We start from the raw sequence: 16,259 nt of genomic DNA, 5'->3' as shown, positions 1-16,259 counted from the left end.
GCGGACGCACGGGCCACCGCGCACCGCCGTCCGCCACCGCGCACCGCCGTGCGCCGCCGTGCGCCGCCGTGCGCGGACCGTCAGGAAGCCGTGCGCGGTGCCCCGCATCGTTCTTCTCGTCCGGTTCGGATCAGACCGCTTCGAAAGGCACCGCAGCCATGACCCTCTCCCGTGAGATCCGCCTCGCCGCCCGCCCCGTGGGCGAGCCCGGCCCCGGGGACTTCGCCCTGGCCACCACCGAGGTCCCCGAGCCCGCCGAGGGACAGATCGTGGTCCGCAACACCTGGATGTCGGTGGACCCCTACATGCGGGGCCGCATGAACGACGGACCGTCCTACATCCCCCCGTTCGCGCTCGGCACCGCCCTGGACGGCAGCGCGATCGGCGAGGTGATCGCCTCCCGCGCCGCAGGGGTCCCGGTCGGCTCGACCGTCTCCCACTTCCTCGGCTGGCGCGAGTACGCCGTGCTGGACGCGGCGGCCGCCACCGTCGTGGACACCACCCTCGCCCCGGCCCCGGCCTACCTCGGCGCACTCGGCACCACCGGCCTGACCGCCTACGCGGCGCTCACCCGGACCGCGCCGGTCCGGGAGGGCGACGTGGTCTTCGTCTCGGCCGCCGCCGGTGCCGTCGGCAGCGTCGCCGGCCAGCTCGCCCGCCGGCTGGGCGCCTCCCGGGTCATCGGCTCGGCCGGCGGTCCGCTCAAGACCCGTGCCCTGCTCGACACCTTCGGCTACGACGCCGCCGTCGACTACCGTGCGGGCGACCTGCCCGCTCAGCTCGCCGAAGCCGCACCGGACGGGATCGACGTCTACCTGGACGCCGTCGGCGGCGACCACCTCCGGGCGGCGATCGGCGCCATGCGCAACGGGGGGCGGATCGCCCTGGTGGGTGCCGTCAGCGGCTACAACGACACCACCCCGGCCCCCGGTCCAGACAACCTGTTCCTGGCCGCCGCCCGGGAGGTGACGCTGCGCGGGATGCTCGTCTCCAGCCACTTCGACCTGTTCCCCGAGTGGATCGGCAAGGCGGCGGGCTGGCTCGCCGAGGGCAGCCTGCACACCCGGGAGACCGTGGTCGACGGCATCGAGCAGGCGCCCGAGGCCCTGCTGGGCGTGCTGCGCGGCGCCAACACCGGCAAGATGCTGGTCCGACTGGGCGGAGAGTGACTATGACTGTCCGGACACAGACACAGACACAGCCGCACCCACAGGCACTGGCACAGACACGGACACGGCGCGCCCTGCTGGTCGTGGCGCATCCCCGCCCGGACTCCCTCACCGCCGCCCTCGCCGGGCGGGCCCGGGACCGGCTGGCCGCCGCCGGCCACGAGGTCGACGTACTCGACCTGCACGCCGAGGACTTCGACCCGCGGATGACCCCGGCCGACGAACCGGACTGGGCCGACCCGGGCAAGACGTACTCCCCGGAGGTCCGGGCCCACATGGCGCGGCTCGACGCCGCCGACACGGTCGTCGTGGTCTTCCCGGTCTGGTGGTTCGGGCTCCCGGCCATCCTCAAGGGCTGGATCGACCGGGTGTGGAACCACGGCTTCGCCTACGGCGACGGCAGCGGTTCGAGCCGGCTCGGCGGCAAGCGGCTGCTGTGGCTGGGCGTGGCGGCCTACGGCGCGGAACCGTTCGCCGCCCGGGGCTGGGAGGAGACGGTCTCGCGCCTCCTCCGGACGGGCATCGCCGCCTACTGCGGCATCGAGGACGCGTCCGTCGGCTTCGTCCACGACTCGCTGACCGCCGGCGAGACGGCCGTCAAGACCGCCGACGGGATCCTGGACACCTTCTGCGGAACCGCTGAAGGGCACTGACCGACGGGGGAGTTGAAGAGCGCACAGGGGGTGAGTACGCGTACTCATGTGGCCGCGATCACCCCCGCTGCACGATTCGGGCATGAGACCGAGATCCCTTCCGAAGCCCGTGCTGGCAGCCGTACTCGGCAGCCTGCTCCTCTCCGCCTGCGGCACCAGGACCGCAGGCACCGACCAGGTCCCCGCGGGCAGTGCCGCGACGGCGTCGCCCGTGGCGGCGTCGCCCACGGCACCGCCCGCGTCGGCCACTCCACTGAGCGGTGACCAGCAGGAGATGCGGTTCCTCGACCTGAAGATGCGCACTTTGAAGATCTGCGATCCGGAGGACACGCTCCGACTCGGTTCCCCCGAAATGCCGTTCAGACCAGAGGACATGCCCGGTCTGGCAGGCTTGGACCCCTCGCGGGACGCGCCTGGCGAGACCCCGCCGGGTGCTCCGGACACCAGCGTGGAGGTACCTGTCCCCCTTCCCTCGGACGTTCCCCCGCCGCCACCGGGGCCGGCCCCCACCCCCGCGAAGGTCAAGGAGGTACCGCTGGACGAGCTCGAGACGTGTGAGGGCCGTGAGCACGCGAAGCGCATCGTGGAATCGTTCAAGAACACGGAGACGACCGGCCACGACGTGATGCACAAGAAGCTGACGGACCTCGGCTACCCGACGGCGCGGATACACCGGATGCCGGATCATGCGGGCGCACCCCGGACTCGCGTCGATCTGCGTTTCATGGCGGGCTACTTGGGCCTGGAGGTCACCTCCACCGCCAACGGGGTGACCGTCGAACCGTTCGGGATCCCGAACACCGGTAGCGAGAGCGACGTGACCGACGTGGAGCGGAAGTCCGACCGGCAGGCGTCGGCGTCCTGACCGGACATCACAGCCTCGCCGAGCCCCCGATCGGAAGGTCCCACAGGTCCGCCCGGTCCAGTCCGGCCCCCGCCCACGCCGCGCGTACCCGCAGCAGCGGCTCGAGGACCGGCTCCGCGGAGAGCACGAAGGTCCCCCAGTGCATCGGTGCCATCCGCCGCGCGCCGAGGTCCTGGCAGGCCCGTACGGCCTCTTCCGGGTCCGCATGCACGTCCCGCAGCCACCAGCGCGGTGCGTACGCGCCGATCGGCATCAGCGCGAGGTCGATCCCCGGGTGCCGTCGGCCGATCTCCCCGAACCAGTGCCCGTAACCGGTGTCCCCGGCGAAGTACACCGTGGCGCCCGCCCGGTCCGTGAGCACCCAGCCGCCCCACAGGGACCGGCAGGTGTCGAGGAGGGTGCGCCTCGACCAGTGGTGGGCCGGGACGAAACCGAAGCGGACACCGCGCAGTTCCACCGCCTCCCACCAGTCCAGTTCGGTGACCGTGGTGAATCCGCGGCGCCGGCACCAGCGGGCGAGACCGGCCGGCACGAAGAGCGGCGTGTTCCGGGGCAGCCGCTTGAGCGTGGGCGCGTCCAGGTGGTCGTAGTGGTTGTGGCTGATCACCACGGCGTCGACCGGTGGCAGGTCCTCCCAGCGGACGCCGACCGGGGTCATCCGGGCCGGTGTCCCGAGGATCCGCCGGGACCAGACCGGGTCGGTGAGAACGGTCAGGCCGCCGATCCGGACCACCCAGCTGGCGTGCCCGGCCCAGGTGACGGCCACCGTGCCGGGGCCCGCCTCCGGCAGCGGCCCCGGTTCGTACGGCAGGTCGGGGATCCCGTGGAGCCCCTCCGGGGTCGGCCGGAGGGCCCCTTCGCGGGCGAGCCGCGCGAACTCCCGCATGCCGGGCAGCGGGGAGGTCAGCCGGTCCGCGAACGACCTCGGCCACATCCGTACTTCGGCCAGGGCCCGTACCACCCCGCGCGGCGGTGCCGTACGGCCGCGGACCCCGGACCGGCGCGGGGCCGCCGCCGCGGGGGCGGCGTCCGGGGCGGCGTCCGGGACGCCGACGGCGGTGGCACCCGAGGTGGCGGGGCCCTGGTCCGGCCGCTCGTCCGGCCGCTCGTCCGGCCGCTCGTCCGGTCCCTGGTCGGGGGTGGCCGGGCGTACCGCCGCACGGTTCAGGGTGTCGCGCCGGCCGGCCTGTTCCCTCATCTGCGTGGCTCCGTTCACGTCACAGGGGGCTGGGGGCCGACACCACCGCGCTACGGCCGGCACGGTGGCTCCGGCGGCGGTCTCACAGCTGTGCGTCGACCAGGTGCGAGGGGTCCGCCAGTTCGGCCAGCACCTCCGTGAGCGTCTCCAGCGCCTGCCGTACGTACGGCAGGGCGAGCGGGTCACGTGCCGTCAGCGCGGCCAGCCGCTCCTCCTCCGTGGCGCCGAGCAGGGGTGCGGTCGCCAGCCGGAAGCGGGGTGCGCCCAGTTCGTCGGCGAACCTCTGCCCGCCGGGTGCCGAGCCGCCGAGGCGGGTGCCGAGCCAGTCCTCCAGCTCCATGGCGTCGGTCACCCCGCGCCGGGCCAGTCCCGCCCGCAGCGGGGTCAGGTCGGCATACAGATGGCGTCCGGCCTGCGGAGGCCTCGAGAGGGCGCCCGCGGCCAGCAGCCGCCGGTGCGCCTCGGCCGCCACCACGCCGTACAGGGCCGCCTCCGCCCGGGCCCGTACGGCCACCGCCTCCGGCTCCTCCAGTGCGTGCGCCGCGACCGCGGCCACCGGTCCGGCGATCACGGCCGCCGTCGCGGTCAGCACATCCAGGGTGCGGGCCCGCAGCCGGGTGCCGTGCGGGCCGCCGGGAAACCGGGCCACGGCCGCCGGCCAGCCGGCCGGCAGCAGCGACCCGGCCAGGTCCACCAGCACCGCGACCTGCCCCGGGACCATTTCGGCCGGGCTGACCAGCAGCGTCTCGGACGGCCGGTGCAGGGTGTCCCGCCAGGTCTCGTCGCAGACCACGAGCAGCCCCTCGGACTGCGCGGCCTCGCACGCCTCGTGCAGCAGTTCGGGCGGCGCCACCGTGCCGGTGGGATCGTCCGCCGTGCTGAGCAGCAGCAGGCGCGGGTCGCCGCCTTCGGCACGGGCCCGCCGCACGGTCTCCAGGAGCGCCCACGGATCCGGTACGCCGCCGCACTCGGCGGGGGTCGGGACGTGGTGGGCGCGGTGCCCGAGCAGCCTTACCTGCGGGGTCCACCAGGCGGGACACGGCCGGGGCAGCAGCACGTCGCCCCCGGCCGCGCCGAGCAGGGCCAGCAGCAGCGCGGGCGCGCCCGGCCCGGCGGCGACCTCGTCCGGGGCGGTGGGCAGGCCGCGCCGTTCCCAGTAGCGGCAGGCGGCCTCGCGGACCGCCGGGCCGCCACCGGGCGGCTCGGCTTCGGAGGTACCGGCGGCCGCGGCCAGCACGGCCCGCAGTTCTGGGAGGGCGGGCAGCCCCGGCTCGGGTGCGGGCGGGCCGTAGCGGACCGGCCCGCGGCCCTCGGGCGCCGTGCGCTGCATCCCCTCCACCGTCTCCGTCTCCTCGTCCTCCGCCTTGCCCTGCGGTTCCTTGTCTCGCCCTGCGGTTCCCTGCCTTGTCCTGCGGTTCCCTGCCTTGCCGTACGGCGTCCTGCGCTGCCCTCCCTGCCCTGCGCGCTCCGACCCCCGCTCTGCCCTTTATAAGGTGCGGCGCTCTAGCGCGCCCTCCCGACCATCCCCAGCAGCCGCGTCTGGGCGTCCGCGCCCGGCGGCACCTCGACCGGCGGGGCGAACAGTCCGCCGGCCGCCAGCCCGTCCGCGTACGGCATGACTTCCTTGATCGTGAACTCGACGAGGTCGTCCGGCAGGCGGTCGTCCGCCCCGATGCCCCGGGAAAGGTCCCAGGTGTGCACCACGCAGTCGGCCGTCAGTTCCGAGCAGTACGCCGACCCGAGCGCGGGCCCGTACGACAGCTTGACGGTCCGGTCCAGCGCTCCCGGCGCGACGAACGCGGCCCGCGCTGCGGCCGCGGCCCGGTCCCAGGCATCCACCGGGTCCTCGCCGAGCAGGTCTCCGGAGAGCGCGTCCCCCACGTCCTCGACGGTGCGGCCCTCGGTGAGCAGCGGGGGTATCCAGAGCTGCTCCCCGGTGACGTGGTTGACCAGGTCCCGCACGTTCCACTCGGTGCACGGCGTCGGCGCGCCCCACTGGTCCTCGCGGACGGCGTGCACCCGCTCGCCGAACAGCTCCAGGGCCTTGGCGTGCCACTCCAGCAACGAGTCCGTCCGGCTGTCTCCCATGGATCCCACCGTCCTCTCCCGTGGCTCCGGCCCCCTTGCGGCCCACTGTCCTCGCCTCCCGCCCGCCCTGCCAGCGACACCCCGAATCCCCTTTCACTGCAAGGGTCGTGTCCACATTCCAAAACGGCTATCTCACATCTCGACAAGATCCCTTACGGTGGACGCAGGCCGCACACCGGCAGACCGCAAGCCTTCGACGAAGAGGAGTGACGCGATGAACGACGCCCAGGGCGCACCCGCCCGCGAGACCGCCGTCTACACGCACGGGCACCACGAGTCGGTGCTGCGGTCGCACCGCTGGCGCACCGCGCAGAACTCCGCCGCCTACCTGATCGGAGAGCTGCGGCCGGGTATGTCCGTGCTGGACGTGGGCTGCGGCCCCGGCACCATCACCGCGGACCTGGCCGAACTGGTCGCCCCCGGACGGGTGGTGGCGGTGGACGCCGCCGGGGACGTGGTCGAGCAGGCCAGGGCGTACGCGGCGAAGCGCGGGGTCGACGGCATCGAGTTCGGCGTGGCGGACGTGCACGCGCTGGACTTCCCGGACGACACCTTCGACGTGGTGCACGCGCACCAGGTGCTGCAGCACGTGGGCGATCCGGTGCGGGCCCTGCGGGAGATGCGCCGGGTGTGCCGGCCCGGTGGCGTCGTGGCGGTCCGGGACGCGGACTACGCCGCCATGACCTGGTACCCGGCGCAGCCCGGACTGGACGAGTGGCTGGACCTGTACCGGCGGGTGGCCCGGTCCAACGGGGGCGAGCCGGACGCGGGCCGGCGCCTGAAGGCCTGGGCACGGGAGGCCGGCTTCGAGGACGTCCGCTGCTCGGCCGATACCTGGTGCTTCGCCGCGCCGGAGGACGTCGCCTGGTGGTCGGAGCTGTGGGCGGACCGTACGACGGCCTCGGGGTACGCGGGGATCGCGGTGGCCGGCGGCCACGCCACGGCCGAGCTGCTGGAGGCGGCGGCCGCGGCCTGGCGTGCGTGGGGTGCCGACCCCGACGCCTGGTTCTCGGTGCTGAACGGCGAGATCCTGGCCCGGGTCTGAGCCCGAGCCGGGGCCGGGCAGGCGGGCGGGACGGGGCGCCCGGGGACACCGGCCGCCGGGCGTTCACACGCCGCCGTGAGCCTCAGGCTCCCGGTGGTGCCTGCACCGCCGGGAGCCTGACCGGGAGGAGGCTCGGCCGCCTGGCCGTGCGCTCGTCGCCGGACGAGCGGCCGCGCAGCCGGCGGCCCAGCCAGGGGCCGAGGAACGCGGCCGCCCAGCGCAGCTCGGCCGCGGCCGCCCGCAGGCCGGTGGGCGCGGGAACCGGCGGCGCGGGCAGCGGGTGCGTCCAGGCGTCGCCACTGCCGGGCAGGCGGATCGCGGCGGCGAGGGCCTCCGCGATCCGCTCGTGCCCGAGCGGGCTCGCGTGCAGGCGGTCCGGGCTCCACAGCCGGGGGTCGGTGACGACCGGGTACGGGGCGGTGTCGGCAACGACGACCCCGTGCCGTCCCCCGGCCTCCCGGATGCGCTCGTTGAGGGCGTGCACGCGGGCACCGAGCGGGCGGGCGAGCGGGACCAGTCGCGTGATGTCCGGGAAGGTGACGGTGACGACCCGGGCGCCCTGTGCGGTGAGTGCGGCGAACATCGCCTCCAGGTGGCCGGCGACCTCGTCGGCGTCGAAGGAGGGCCGGAGCATGTCGTTGACACCGGCGACGACGGTGGCCAGGTCGGGGCGGAGGGCGAGCGCGGCGTCGAGCTGGCCGGCGCGGACCTGCCCGGCGAGCCGGCCCCGCACGGCGAGGTTGGCGTAGGTCAGGCCGGGGCTGTGCACGGCGAGCCGCTCGGCGAACCGGTCGGCGAACCCGCGCAGGCCGGCGGTGTCGTCGCCGTCCCCGAGCCCCTCGGTCTGGCTGTCGCCGAGGGCGACGTAGCGCAGGTACCGGTGGTGCTGCCGCTCACTGTCCGGCACGGGCCGACCGCCTTTCCTCCAGTACCGCGGCGACCCGCTCGCACCACTCCTGGTTGCCCCGCTCGAAGGCGAGGCCGCGCAGGCAGGTCAGATAGGGGCCGATGCGCTTGCCGTGGTGCAGGAACTCCTCCTCGTCGAGCCCGCCGCGGAACTTCCGCAGCAGGCCCTCGAAGAGTTCCGCCTTGGCGCGGGCGAAGGCGGCCCGTTCCTCCAGCCGGCCGACGACCGCCCCGGCGTCGATGAGGTCGGAGGCCTGGACCATGACGGCCAGATCGTCCCGGAGGGCGGAAGGCTTGGCGGAGGCGGCGGCGAACCGCTCCAGTTCGGCGGTCCCGGCCTCCGTCACGTGGAACATGCGCTTGTTCGGCCGGGTGTCCTGGACGACCTCCCGGCCGGCCACCAGTCCGTCCGCCTCCAGCTTCGCCAGTTCGGCGTACACCTGCTGGGGCAGGGCGTGCCAGAAGTTGGCCACGCCCAGGCCGAACGCCTTGGCCAGCTGGTAGCCGCTGAGTTCCTCGTCCAGCAGCGCCGCGAGCACGGCATGCCGCAGGGCCATGCGGACGCCTCCGTTCCGTCTCCGGACGCCGGCTCGCCCCGCGGGCTCCGCCTCACGTCATGCCACCTCACACCACCCCCACCATACTCAAAAAACTGACTAATCAGATCCATGACTACCGAAGAAACAGGGACCGCGAGGGACTCACGGCCGCATGCGGAAGTCGTAGCGGGCCGGAACCGGCCGGTCCGTCAGGCCGGCCCACACCTCCCCCAGGACCTCGTCGCCCTCGCGCAGGTCCGGCACTTCGATCCCGTCCTCGAACAGCCGCCGGGCCGCGACCACATGCCCCTCCGCCGCCAGCAGCCGCGCAGCGAGCAGCCGGAATCGCCCCTCCTCGCGCAGGCAGGGCCGCAGGCGCTCCCACACCGACCGGGCCTCGGCGACCCGGCCCGCCGCCAGCTGTGCGGCCAGCGCCTCCTTCCCCAGCGCCGATTCCGCCGCCGCCCAGGGTCCCGCGCCCGGACTCCCGGCCATCAGGTCCGCGAACGCCTCCGCGTACCGGTCCGCGGCCCGCCCGGCGTCCCCCGCCAGCGCGTCCGCCGCCGCCAGGCAGCGCAGCAGCGGCCACCGGGAGGCGGCCTGCGGCAGTCCGCGCTCCCAGCTGCGGACCGCCTGGGCGATGTCTCCCGCGTGCCACTGCGCGACGCCGAGGTGGTACTCCGTCAGCGGATCCGCCGGGGCGGTTTCCAGCATGTCCCGCCAGTGCGGGGCGACCAGGCTCGGCCCGGGCGGGACTGCCCCGGGCGGCGCCGGGAACACGCCGCTGCGCCACAACTCCAGCCAGGGCAACTCCGGTTCGCCGAGCATCGACTCGTCGAACGGGGTGCCGGGCAGGGCGATCCCGCCGCACAGCACCTCCAGGGCTCCCCAGCCCGAGCCGGCCGCCAGCCGCTCCCCCGGTTCCCGGTCGGCGTACGGGAGCCAGGCCGCGTACGCCGCCTCCACCCGTTCACGGGGCAGAGCCGCGGCGAGCGCCTGCTCCGTGGCGGTCCGGGCCGCGGCCCAGTCGGGCCCGTGCACCGCGGCCGGGTCGGCGCCCAGCGGTCCGTACGCCTCCAGCCAGCTGAACTCCGCGCCCGGATCCAGGCGTACGTGCTCCAGCTGGGTACGCGCCAGGCCCGCCTGGATCTCGGCGTAGCCGGGGGTGCCGGGCTCGGTGAGCCACTCCTGCCAGCGGCGCCCGCCCGTGCTCGCGCCCCACACGAACAGCTTCCGGCCGCGCAGCCGCGCGGTCGAGGTCTGCACCAGGCCGCGGCCGTCACCGTCGAGCGCGGCGATCCACGGGCGGGTGCCCTCCGGCAGCTCGTAGAAGAAGTCCGCCGGGAACTCGCTGTGCAGCGGGTACGTCAGGTCCGCGCCGGCGGACCCGGGGACGGGGATGCGGCGGAGGTCCCGCTCGTAACCGAAGTGCCACGCCTCGTCGGCCGGGGCGAGCACGCGCGTGCCGTTGTCCTCGGGGACGGCGGTGTTGGACCACCAGTAGACGGGCGCGGGCCGCTCGTGCGGGTTGCGCACGCGCACCCCGACGTGGAGGAACTCCGAGCCGTCCGGGAGCCACAGGTCCACCTGGAAGGGGAGGTCCCGCAGCCGTTCCCACTCCCACAGGCGGAGCATGGTCCCGCCGTCCGGGGCGGGGACGAGCGCGGCGTGCAGAGGTGCGCAGGACAGGGTGGTGTGGCCGGTGGCGCCGATGTTCCACTCGATGCCGCCGGAGAACCACGCGCCGTTGAGGGCGAACGCGGCCGGCTGGAACACCGGGTTGCGGTAGAGGAGTTCCCGCCCGGTGGGCCGGTGCACCAGGGAGTGCACCCGCCCGCCGAGGCCGGGCAGGACCGTCACCGTCAGGTGGTCGTTCTCCAGCACGACCGCGTCGATCGCGGTGTCCGCCCGCTGCCGCCCGTAACCGTCGCGGAGCCGCACGGGCAGGAGGGAGCGCAGCGGCGCGTACCCGATCTGCCGGGCCATGTCGCGCGGGAGACCGGCCCTGGTGCGCTCGTCGAGCACGTGCGCGTCGCCCGGGGCGCGGAGCGGCGGCAGCGGGTTCTCCGCGCCCAGCGGGGCGGCGGGGAGGGTGACGGTGGTGCGACGGACGGTAGTGGCCATGGAGGAATGGAACACGCCATGGCGGCCGGTCCACAGCGGTTTTGCGGAATCGAGGGTTTCGCGTCAGGGAATGCTGGAGGGGTCCGCCACGGCACCCACCACCAGGTCGGTGAGCAGGGCGGCAGCGGTCCCGTCCGGGTCGAGATCGGGGTCGTAGATGGTGACGTTGAGCCCGACACAGCGCGGTGAGGCCAGCAACGTCCGCAGGAGTCCCGCCAGTTCGGCCGGGAAGAGGCCGCCGGGGTCGGGGCTGTCCACGGCCGGCATCACGGTCGGGTCGAGCACGTCCGCGTCGAGGTGCACCCAGAAGCCCTCGGTGACCGGCGGGTGGAGCCCGTCCAGTGCGGCCCGCGCGACGGCTGCGGCGCCGCGCTCGCGGATGTCCCCGACGGTGGCCGTCCTGATGCCGAGACTCCCGAGTTCGGCGAGGTCGGCGTCGCCGTCCCGGAGCCCGAAGAGGCGAATGTCCTCGTCGCGCAGGTACGGCGACAGCCCTTCGAGGTCGGCCAGGGCGGACTGGCCGCGGCCGGTGGCGAGGGCGAGCTCCTCTCCGGCGGCCGCACCGACCGGCCCGTTGACGGCCGCGTTCCCGGGGTGCCGGAAGTCGGCCGAGCCGTCGATGGCCGCAAGCCCGTAGCGTCCGAGCCGGCGCATGGCCAGCGAGGCGCCGAGCTGGATCGAGCAGTCCCCGCCGAGGACGACGGGGAACTCCCCGTCCCGCAGGTGGCGTTCGATCCGGTCGGCGAGGGCGGTGGTGTACGCGGCGAGTTCGGCGGCGTGGAACACGCCGTCCCCCTCCCGCCAGCCCGACAGGTCGTACCGGGGCGGCACGACGACCCCGCCCTCACGGGCCCCGAGCCGCGCGGCGATCCCCTGCTCCCGCAGGGCCCCGGCGAGCTTGTAGACGCCGGGGACGGTACCCGGAGCCGGCGGCCGCAGGCCGAGGTTGGACGGCGCGTCGAGGAGCACTATCGATCTCATGGCTCCACTGTGCCGCAGGACGGTGCGGCCGACGCCGGATACTCAACGCCGCGGGCGGGCGGGCGTGCGGGCATGCAGGCATGGATGCGTGGAGGCGTGTGCACCCGTCCCGTACGCGACAACTATCGCGCAGCTGGGTACAAGGACCCGATGGGGAGCAAGGTGGAGCCCGCAACGGGGTCGGGCGAAACTCCGAAGGGGGTCGGGCGCAGCGCCGTCCGGGGCTGGGGCGGAGCCTCAGTTGCGGGAAGGGCGGGGGGAATCGCCCCACCGGATCCCTGCCGCGCTCCGGCGGCGAGCTCCGCTCGGTCGGGAGCGAGAGGGTGCCCGGGCACCCCCGTGACGCCGACCCAGCGGAGCCCCGGCACACCCCACCCCCCACCCCCGCCCCACCGGCCGATCGGCCTCGGGCGGAAGCTGGTTATGCCCCAGTCCCTGCCCTGGCCGGTCGGCCTCAGGCGGAGGCTGGTGCCCCCGGCCCCGCCCTCCGGTCAGGCGGGGATGACTGCGAAGGCCTCGATCTCCAGGAGGAGTTCCGGGCGGAACAGCGCTGAGACCTGGACCGCGCTGGAGGCGGGCAGGCGGTCGGCGGGGATGACGGCGTCGCGGGCCGCGCGCACCGCCGGGAGGTCGCCCACATCGGTGATGTAATACGTCAACTTGATGACGTCGTCGAAGGTTGCCCCGGCCGCCGCCAGGCAGCGGCGGAGGTTCTCGAAGACCTGCCGGGCCTGGGCGGCGGGGTCGCCGGGGCCGACGATGGCGCCGTTCTCGTCGATGGCGCACTGGCCGGATACGGCGATGAACCGGCCGGTGCCCCAGGCGACATGGCTGTAGCCGGTGCCCGGGGCGACGCCCTCGGGGGCGGGTATGCGGGTGACATGATCGGTCGTGTCGGTCATGTGCATGATCTTGTCAGCCCCGCCGCCCGCCCGCGGGCGCCCGCCCCCTCCCGGCCCTACGCTCAGCCCGCCCTACACGTCAGCCCCGGAAGCCGAGGAGGCCGTGGAGGGCGGCGCCCCCGGAGGAAGCGGGGAGGGCACGCGTGGCGGGGGTGGGTTCGGGGGCGGGCGGGGCCGCGCAGGTGGCGTCGGCCGCCCGGCCGGTGCGGAGGTACGCCGCGACCTTCTCGTCGAGGCACTTGTTGCCGCTCAGCGCCACGCCGTGGTTGCCGCCGCCCTGTTCGACCAGCAGTGACGAGCCGGCCAGCTTCTGCCGCATGCTGATCGCCCCGTCATAGGGGGTGGCCGCGTCCTCCGTCGCCTGGACCAGCAGGGCCGGCGGGAGGTCGGCGTTGGTGACGTCCGGGGCCTGGAGGGGTTCGGTCGGCCAGAACGCGCACGGGGCGTTGTACCAGGCGTTGTTCCACGTCATGAAGGGGGCCTTGGCATGGGTGCGCCACATGTCGGCGCGCCACGTGTTCCAGTCCTTGGGCCAGGCGGAGTCCCGGCACTGGACCGCCGTGTAGACGCTGTAGCTGTTGCCGGCCGCCGGGTCGACCGCGCCGAACCGTTCGTACGCGGCGACCAGGGGCTTCGCGTCGCCGCGGAGCGTGTGGGCGGCGAACGCCTCGGCCAGGCTGGGCCAGTAGCCGTTGTAGTAGCCGCCCGGCATGAAGGTGTCCTCCAGTTCGGAGGGGCCCACCTTGCCGCCGGCCGGGGCGGTGCGCAGCGCCTCGCGCATCGCGTACCAGCGGCTCTCGACCGCGGTCGGGTCGGTGCCCAGCCGGTAGGTGGCGTGGTGCTTGGCCACCCAGGCCATGAACGCCTTGTGGCGGGCGTCGAAGGCCACGTCCTGGGCCAGGTTGTCCTCGTACCAGACGCCGGAGGGGTCGACGACGGAGTCGAGGACGAGCCGGTGTACGCGCTGGGGGTAGAGCTTGGCGTAGACGGCGCCCAGGTAGGTGCCGTACGAGTAGCCGAAGTAGCTGATCCGGGGTGCGGCCAGGGCCTGCCGGAGCAGTTCGAGGTCCTGGGCGGCGGCGACGGTGCCGATGTGCGGGAGGACGTCGGCGTGCCGGGTGGCGCAGGACTGGGCGAAGGAACGGACCCTCTCCAGGTTGGCGCGTTCGTCGGCCTCCCGGTAGGGGACCGAGTCCGGCCGGACGGGGGTGAAGTGGCCGGGTCCGCAGTCGAGGGCGGGTTCGCTCTTGCCCACCCCTCGGGGATCAAAACCGATGACGTCGTACTGGGCGGCGAGGTCCGCGGGCAGCGCGGAGGCCACGAACCCGGCCAGGCTGCGGCCACTGCCGCCGGGGCCACCGGGGTTGACGAGCAGCGGCCCCTGGGAGGTGGCGGCGGTGTGCGGCACCCGGGTGAGGGCCAGGGAGATCGTCCGGCCGCCCGGCTGTGCGTGGTCGAGCGGGACGCTCAGGGAGGCGCACTGCAGGGTGGGGTACTTCGTGGTGGGGCATTCGGTCCAGCGCAGGCCGGCGGCGGACTCCGCCGGTGCGGCGGCGGTGACCGGCGCGGCTGCCAGCGCGGTCGCGGCGGCTGCCGCGGCGGTGGCGGTGGAGAGCAGGACGGCGGCGCGCTTCGTGAGGGCGATCTTGGGCATCTTCGGTTCTCCCGGCAGAGGGTTCTGGGCGGAATCGTCCCGGAACCCGGGGCCGGAAGCTGGGATTGCCCAGGCCTATGGCCCGATCTGGTGACCTCTTCACGGCGGGTCAGAGCAGGGTGAGCGTCCGGGAGGGGTCGGGCCGGCCGCTCGGGCGGCGCGACGTCGGGGGTCGGCCCGCGCCCGCCGGGCTGATGTCGAATTCCACGACGGGGTAGTGGACTTGGCGGGTGATCCGGCGCCGGTACCGGGCCGGCGCGTACGGCCCGCCCGCGTACGTCCGTTCGTACGGCGGGACGAGGAGGGGGTGGTGCCCGGCCTGTCGGGTGGTGAACCACTCGCGGGCGCCGGGCCGCAGATGGAGTACCAGGGGTGTCACGGAGGAGGGACCGGCCCGCCGTCCAAACTGGCAGCACGTGCCACTACTGCATATCCTGCCCCAGATCCGCCGCGAGGCCGGCCGCCCCTGGCACCGCGGCGCCTGACCCGCCGCTCCCGCGCCCCGCGCGGGGGCCGGGGCGCGGCCCCATCGGCGTCTGGGCGCGGCCCCGCGCGGGTCTGGGCGCTCAACCCCGCAGCCGGTCCCCCGGACCCGATTTGGGCCCCCGCCCCGGAGAGTGATTGGCTTGCCGCCGCAAGAGCGTTCACGACTGCTGGAGGAACAGGTATGGCGCAGGTCGAGGCCACCACGGAGCGGATCATCGCGGCCGACGCGGAGACGGTGTTCGACACGCTCGCGGACTACAGCAACTCCCGCGGCAAGCTGCTCCCCGAGCACTTCAGCGAGTACGAGGTGCGCGAGGGCGGTGACGGCGAGGGCACCCTGGTGCACTGGAAGCTGCAGGCCACCAGCAAGCGCGTCCGCGACTGCCTGCTGGAGGTCACCGAGCCCTCCGACGGACAGCTGGTCGAGAAGGACCGCAACTCCTCGATGGTCACCACCTGGACCGTCACCCCGGCCGGCGAGGGCAAGTCCCGGGCGGTCGTGACCACCGTCTGGAACGGGGCCGGCGGCGTCGGCGGCTTCTTCGAGCGCACCTTCGCCCCCAAGGGCCTCGCCCGCATCTACGACACCCTGCTCGCCAACCTGGCCGAGGAAGTCGAGAAGCAGGGCTGAACCAGGGCCGGACCAGGGCTGGGCGTCCGGTGGGGACCGGGCCGCGCCGCCCTCACCGGTTCGAGTGGATTTCGCGGCCCGGCCGGTCCGGGCCGCACGCCACGCCGTCGGCGGCCTGGGCCCCGTACGTCCCGCTGGATAGGGTGGAGCGCAGACACCACCGCGACGCCGCGACGGGGGCCCGATGAAGATCCTCATCTCCGCTGACATGGAGGGCGCCACCGGCGTCACCTGGCCCGCCGACGTGCTTCCCGGCACCCCCCAATGGGAACGCTGCCGGGCCATGTTCACCTCCGACGTCAACGCCGCCGCCCAGGGCTTCTTCGACGGCGGTGCCGACCAGGTGCTCATCAACGAGGCGCACTGGTCCATGCGCAACCTGCTGCTGGAGCAGCTCGACGAACGCGTCGAGATGCTCACCGGCCGCCACAAGTCCCTCTCCATGGTCGAGGGCGTCCAGCACGGTGACGTCGACGGCATCGCCTTCGTCGGCTACCACACCGGGGCCGGCACCGAGGGCGTCCTGGCGCACACGTACCTCGCCAACTCCATCACCGGGGTGTGGGTCAACGGGGTGCGCGCCAGTGAGGGCCTGCTCAACGCGCACGTGGTCGCCGAGTACGGGGTCCCCGTCGTCCTGGTCACCGGTGACGACCTCACCTGCGCCGACGCCGCCGGGTACGCGCCCCGCGCCCGGACCGTCGCCGTCAAGGACCACGTCTCGCGCTACGCCGCGGTCTGTCGCCCGCCCGCCCGGACCGCCGCCGACATCCGGGCCGCCGCCAAGGAGGCGGCCGCCCTGGCCGTCCGGCACGATCCGGTGTCCGGCGGGCCGTTCACCGTGGAGCTGGAGTTCGACGCCGAGCACCTGTCGCTGTCGGCGACCGTGGTCCCGGGCGTCGACCGGGCCGGCGAACGCCGGGTCGCGTACACCAGCGAGACGATGTACGAGGGGATCCGGACCTTCAAGGCGGTCACGACGATCGTCTCGTCGGCCGTGGAGGAGCAGTATGGCTGA

General features: G+C 74.4%; 16 protein-coding genes. 6 read left to right on the top strand and 10 right to left on the bottom strand.

Annotated elements, in window-relative coordinates:
• Positions 1-158: 158 nt before the first annotated feature.
• The 3 genes from ACGFQ9_RS04290 (at position 159) to ACGFQ9_RS04280 (ending at position 2,687) form a co-directional block, all read left to right on the top strand.
• Positions 159-1,169: an NADP-dependent oxidoreductase gene (locus ACGFQ9_RS04290; RefSeq protein ID WP_393571037.1), complete on the top strand. Its 1,011-nt coding sequence runs from the start codon at positions 159-161 to the stop codon at positions 1,167-1,169.
• Positions 1,170-1,216: 47 nt separating this feature from the next.
• Complete coding sequence (locus ACGFQ9_RS04285) at positions 1,217-1,822, top strand: NAD(P)H oxidoreductase (protein WP_393571839.1); 606 nt, start codon at positions 1,217-1,219, stop codon at positions 1,820-1,822.
• A gap of 82 nt (positions 1,823-1,904) precedes the next feature.
• Complete coding sequence (locus ACGFQ9_RS04280; protein ID WP_393571035.1) at positions 1,905-2,687, top strand: hypothetical protein; 783 nt, start codon at positions 1,905-1,907, stop codon at positions 2,685-2,687.
• 7 nt (positions 2,688-2,694) lie between these two features.
• On the opposite strand, the gene ACGFQ9_RS04275 is transcribed toward ACGFQ9_RS04280, so the two are convergent.
• The 3 genes from ACGFQ9_RS04275 to ACGFQ9_RS04265 form a co-directional block, all read right to left on the bottom strand.
• The gene (locus ACGFQ9_RS04275) at positions 2,695-3,885 is read right to left on the bottom strand and encodes an MBL fold metallo-hydrolase (RefSeq protein ID WP_393571034.1); all 1,191 of its coding nucleotides are present in this window, start codon (positions 3,883-3,885) and stop codon (positions 2,695-2,697) included.
• An 82-nt stretch (positions 3,886-3,967) separates the two neighbouring features.
• A complete protein-coding gene (locus ACGFQ9_RS04270) occupies positions 3,968-5,215 on the bottom strand; it encodes an aminotransferase class I/II-fold pyridoxal phosphate-dependent enzyme (RefSeq protein ID WP_393571032.1) in 1,248 nt (415 codons plus the stop codon).
• Positions 5,216-5,388: 173 nt separating this feature from the next.
• Complete coding sequence (locus ACGFQ9_RS04265; protein WP_393571030.1) at positions 5,389-5,973, bottom strand: TIGR03086 family metal-binding protein; 585 nt, start codon at positions 5,971-5,973, stop codon at positions 5,389-5,391.
• Positions 5,974-6,187: 214 nt separating this feature from the next.
• Between ACGFQ9_RS04265 and ACGFQ9_RS04260 the strand changes: the two genes are divergently transcribed.
• Positions 6,188-7,018 carry a methyltransferase domain-containing protein gene (locus ACGFQ9_RS04260; RefSeq protein WP_393571028.1) on the top strand — a complete coding sequence of 277 codons (831 nt, stop codon included), beginning with the start codon at positions 6,188-6,190 and terminating at the stop codon, positions 7,016-7,018.
• 82 nt (positions 7,019-7,100) lie between these two features.
• Here ACGFQ9_RS04260 and ACGFQ9_RS04255 read toward each other — a convergent pair whose 3' ends face one another.
• From ACGFQ9_RS04255 to ACGFQ9_RS04225, 7 genes are all read right to left on the bottom strand, one after another.
• Positions 7,101-7,925, bottom strand: coding sequence for an SGNH/GDSL hydrolase family protein (locus ACGFQ9_RS04255; RefSeq protein WP_393571026.1), 825 nt, complete (start codon positions 7,923-7,925; stop codon positions 7,101-7,103).
• A complete protein-coding gene (locus ACGFQ9_RS04250; protein WP_393571024.1) occupies positions 7,912-8,481 on the bottom strand; it encodes a PadR family transcriptional regulator in 570 nt (189 codons plus the stop codon). The genes ACGFQ9_RS04255 and ACGFQ9_RS04250 overlap by 14 nt, the downstream gene beginning before the upstream one ends.
• Positions 8,482-8,625: 144 nt before the next feature.
• On the bottom strand, positions 8,626-10,587 hold the full coding sequence (locus tag ACGFQ9_RS04245) for a DUF5107 domain-containing protein (protein ID WP_393571022.1): 1,962 nt from the start codon (positions 10,585-10,587) through the stop codon (positions 8,626-8,628).
• Between the two features lie 63 nt (positions 10,588-10,650).
• A complete protein-coding gene (locus ACGFQ9_RS04240; RefSeq protein WP_393571021.1) occupies positions 10,651-11,568 on the bottom strand; it encodes an arginase family protein in 918 nt (305 codons plus the stop codon).
• A 491-nt stretch (positions 11,569-12,059) separates the two neighbouring features.
• Positions 12,060-12,470 (bottom strand): RidA family protein, encoded by a 411-nt coding sequence (locus ACGFQ9_RS04235; RefSeq protein WP_393571019.1) that lies wholly within the window; start codon positions 12,468-12,470, stop codon positions 12,060-12,062.
• Positions 12,471-12,549: 79 nt separating this feature from the next.
• The gene (locus tag ACGFQ9_RS04230) at positions 12,550-14,124 is read right to left on the bottom strand and encodes an alpha/beta hydrolase (RefSeq protein WP_393571017.1); all 1,575 of its coding nucleotides are present in this window, start codon (positions 14,122-14,124) and stop codon (positions 12,550-12,552) included.
• Between the two features lie 109 nt (positions 14,125-14,233).
• Positions 14,234-14,503 carry a hypothetical protein gene (locus ACGFQ9_RS04225; protein WP_393571015.1) on the bottom strand — a complete coding sequence of 90 codons (270 nt, stop codon included), beginning with the start codon at positions 14,501-14,503 and terminating at the stop codon, positions 14,234-14,236.
• Between the two features lie 288 nt (positions 14,504-14,791).
• On the opposite strand from ACGFQ9_RS04225, the gene ACGFQ9_RS04220 reads away from it, so the two are divergent.
• Positions 14,792-15,241 (top strand): SRPBCC family protein, encoded by a 450-nt coding sequence (locus ACGFQ9_RS04220; RefSeq protein WP_393571013.1) that lies wholly within the window; start codon positions 14,792-14,794, stop codon positions 15,239-15,241.
• A 184-nt stretch (positions 15,242-15,425) separates the two neighbouring features.
• Positions 15,426-16,259, top strand: coding sequence for a M55 family metallopeptidase (locus tag ACGFQ9_RS04215; protein ID WP_393571011.1), 834 nt, complete (start codon positions 15,426-15,428; stop codon positions 16,257-16,259).

The sequence above is a fragment of the Streptomyces sp. NPDC048603 genome, assembly GCF_043199475.1.
In the GTDB taxonomy this organism is placed as follows: Bacteria; Actinomycetota; Actinomycetes; order Streptomycetales; family Streptomycetaceae; genus Streptomyces.
The sequence above is the reverse complement of the archived record's forward strand: the minus strand, read 5'-3'. Positions and strand labels throughout refer to the sequence as shown.

What these genes read in the sequence shown, in the direction of transcription:
- ACGFQ9_RS04245 (WP_393571022.1), bottom strand. Translation starts at nt 10,587, where the DNA reads ATGGCCACTACCGTCCGTCGCACCACCGTCACCCTCCCCGCCGCCCCG.
- ACGFQ9_RS04290 (WP_393571037.1), top strand. Translation starts at nt 159, where the DNA reads ATGACCCTCTCCCGTGAGATCCGCCTCGCCGCCCGCCCCGTGGGCGAG.
- ACGFQ9_RS04250 (WP_393571024.1), bottom strand. Translation starts at nt 8,481, where the DNA reads ATGGCCCTGCGGCATGCCGTGCTCGCGGCGCTGCTGGACGAGGAACTC.
- ACGFQ9_RS04240 (WP_393571021.1), bottom strand. Translation starts at nt 11,568, where the DNA reads ATGAGATCGATAGTGCTCCTCGACGCGCCGTCCAACCTCGGCCTGCGG.
- ACGFQ9_RS04235 (WP_393571019.1), bottom strand. Translation starts at nt 12,470, where the DNA reads ATGACCGACACGACCGATCATGTCACCCGCATACCCGCCCCCGAGGGC.
- ACGFQ9_RS04270 (WP_393571032.1), bottom strand. Translation starts at nt 5,215, where the DNA reads ATGCAGCGCACGGCGCCCGAGGGCCGCGGGCCGGTCCGCTACGGCCCG.
- ACGFQ9_RS04280 (WP_393571035.1), top strand. Translation starts at nt 1,905, where the DNA reads ATGAGACCGAGATCCCTTCCGAAGCCCGTGCTGGCAGCCGTACTCGGC.
- ACGFQ9_RS04215 (WP_393571011.1), top strand. Translation starts at nt 15,426, where the DNA reads ATGAAGATCCTCATCTCCGCTGACATGGAGGGCGCCACCGGCGTCACC.
- ACGFQ9_RS04230 (WP_393571017.1), bottom strand. Translation starts at nt 14,124, where the DNA reads ATGCCCAAGATCGCCCTCACGAAGCGCGCCGCCGTCCTGCTCTCCACC.
- ACGFQ9_RS04260 (WP_393571028.1), top strand. Translation starts at nt 6,188, where the DNA reads ATGAACGACGCCCAGGGCGCACCCGCCCGCGAGACCGCCGTCTACACG.
- ACGFQ9_RS04275 (WP_393571034.1), bottom strand. Translation starts at nt 3,885, where the DNA reads ATGAGGGAACAGGCCGGCCGGCGCGACACCCTGAACCGTGCGGCGGTA.
- ACGFQ9_RS04265 (WP_393571030.1), bottom strand. Translation starts at nt 5,973, where the DNA reads ATGGGAGACAGCCGGACGGACTCGTTGCTGGAGTGGCACGCCAAGGCC.
- ACGFQ9_RS04220 (WP_393571013.1), top strand. Translation starts at nt 14,792, where the DNA reads ATGGCGCAGGTCGAGGCCACCACGGAGCGGATCATCGCGGCCGACGCG.